Raw genomic sequence first — 2,280 nt, 5'->3', positions numbered from 1 at the left:
GGGATGTCCACCTGTAGCAGCCAGCCGTCCTCGTCGGCCTGCTCGCTGCGGATCACCTGCAACTGGTGCAATTGCGAGCGCAGGCGCCCGGCGCTCGGCGGCAGGCGCAGGCTGCCCTGCACGTGGCGCAGGCCCAGGCGCTGGCCGAGCACGTGCTGCAGCAGGTCCAGGCCGCGCCCGTCGCGCGCGGAGATCCACACCCGCTCGCGCCGCGCCGTGTCCGGCACGCCGTCCTGCGCATCGTGACGCACCTCGGCGCCCTCGATGCGGTCGATCTTGTTGAACACCAGCAACTGCGGCAGTTCGCCGGCGCCGACCGCGTGCAGCACCTCGTCGACCTGGGCGATGCGCTCCTCGCGCAGCGGATCGGCGGCGTCGACCACGTGCAGCAGCAGGTCGGCCTCGCGCGCCTCGGACAGGGTCGAGCGGAATGCCGCGACCAGTTCGTGCGGCAGGTTGCGCACGAAGCCGACGGTATCGGCCAGCATGGCGTTGCCGCCGGGCAGCGCGATGCGCCGCACGGTCGGGTCCAGGGTCGCGAACAACTGGTCGGCGGCGTAGGCCTCGGCACCGGTCAGCGCGTTGAACAGGGTCGACTTGCCGGCGTTGGTGTAGCCCACCACCGCGATCCGCGGCAGCTCGCTGCGCACCCGCGCACGGCGCATCTGGGTGTGCTGCACCTCGACCTTCTCCAGCCGCTTCTGCAACTGCTCCACCCGCTTCTGCAGCAGGCGGCGATCGGTTTCCAGCTGGGTTTCGCCGGGGCCGCGCAGGCCGATCGAACCGCCGCGCTGGCGCTCCAGGTGGGTCCAGCCGCGCACCAGCCGGGTGGCCATGTGCCGCAACTGTGCCAGTTCGACCTGCAGCTTGCCTTCGTGGCTGCGCGCGCGCTGGGCGAAGATGTCCAGGATCAGCCCGGTGCGGTCGATCACGCGCCGTTCCAGGTATTTCTCCAGGTTGCGCTCCTGGCCGGGGCTGAGCGCGTGGTTGACCAGAACCAGGTCGGCACCGCTGGCGTCGGCGGCGGCCTTGACCTCTTCCAGCTTGCCGCTGCCGATCAGCGTCGCCGGACTCGGCTTGTCGATGCGCGCAGTCACGGTAGCGGCGATGCTGGCACCGGCCGAGCGCGCCAGGTCGGCGAACTCCTCCAGCACATCGTCTTCCAACGGACCGCCCGCGTAGGGCTGGATCAGCAGTGCATGTTCGCCGCGGCGGGACCGATCAAACACCCGCGGCTCCGCACTTCGTTACGGTACTACTCGACTTCATCATCACCCGCACTGCCACCTTCGTTCTGCTGCACATAGCCGCCGCCCGGTCCCACGCGCACGTTGCGCGCCGGCACCACGGTGGAAATGGCGTGTTTGTAGACCATCTGGCTGACGGTATTGCGCAGCAGGACCACGAACTGATCGAACGACTCGATCGTGCCCTGCAGCTTGATGCCGTTGACCAGATACACCGAGACAGGGACCCGTTCGCGACGCAACGCGTTGAGGAAAGGATCCTGCAAGGATTGCCCCTTGGACATGCTTCACTCCCAAATTATTGTTTTTATTGTCCGGGACGGCACTGCAGCTCCCCTGCCGTGGTCCGGAACGTCGATGTTACACAACCGCGGGCGCCAGCACAGCGCGGCGGCGCGCCCGATCAGCCGAGGAAGGCGTCCAGGGCCGCCTGCAGGCGCCCGGCGTCGCGCGCCGGGTCGAACCAGCGGGCATCCTGCTCGCCGCGCAGCCAGGTGAGCTGGCGCTTGGCCAGCTGCCGGGTGGCGGCGATGGCGCGGACGCGGAAGTCCGCCGCATCGCCGACGCCGTCCAGGTACTCCCAGGCCTGGCGGTAGCCGACCGCGCGCACCGCCGGCAGCGCCAGCGGCTGCGCCACCGCCTGCATCCCGGGCAGCGCACGCAAGGCGCGCACTTCGTCGAGGAAGCCCTGCCCCAGCATCGCGTCGAAGCGGGCCTCGATGCGCCCGTGCAGCACACTGCGCTCGGCCGGCGCCAGCACCAGTTTCAGCACCCGCAGCGGCAGCCGTGGCGGACCCGGATCCGCCTGCCAGGCACTGATCGGCCGGCCGCTGAGCCGGTACACCTCCAGCGCACGCTGGATGCGCTGCGCGTCGCCGGGGCGGATGCGCTGCGCGGCCAACGGATCGATCCGCTGCAGTTCCGCGTGCAATGACGCCCAACCCTGGGCATGCGCCTGCGCGGCCAGCGCCGCGCGCAGCTGCGGGTCGGCCGCCGGCATCGGCGCCAACCCTTCCAGCAGCGCCTGGAAGTA

3 protein-coding genes are annotated in these 2,280 nt (G+C 70.3%); all 3 read right to left on the bottom strand.

The window, feature by feature from the left end; translation table 11 throughout:
* A partial coding sequence (gene hflX / locus D180_RS20625; protein ID WP_043091470.1) for a ribosome rescue GTPase HflX occupies window positions 1–1,229 on the bottom strand: 1,229 nt, incomplete at its 3' end.
* A gap of 26 nt (window positions 1,230–1,255) precedes the next feature.
* Window positions 1,256–1,531: an RNA chaperone Hfq gene (hfq, locus tag D180_RS20620; RefSeq protein ID WP_010341316.1), complete on the bottom strand. Its 276-nt coding sequence runs from the start codon at window positions 1,529–1,531 to the stop codon at window positions 1,256–1,258.
* A gap of 119 nt (window positions 1,532–1,650) precedes the next feature.
* Window positions 1,651–2,280, bottom strand: a 630-nt coding sequence (gene miaA, locus D180_RS20615) for a tRNA (adenosine(37)-N6)-dimethylallyltransferase MiaA (RefSeq protein WP_017914252.1), incomplete at its 5' end; no start/stop codon positions are given.

The sequence above is a fragment of the Xanthomonas sp. SHU 166 genome (assembly GCF_000364685.1).
Lineage (GTDB): Bacteria > Pseudomonadota > Gammaproteobacteria > Xanthomonadales > Xanthomonadaceae > Xanthomonas_A > Xanthomonas_A sontii.
This window is presented reverse-complemented; position numbering and strand designations above follow the sequence as displayed.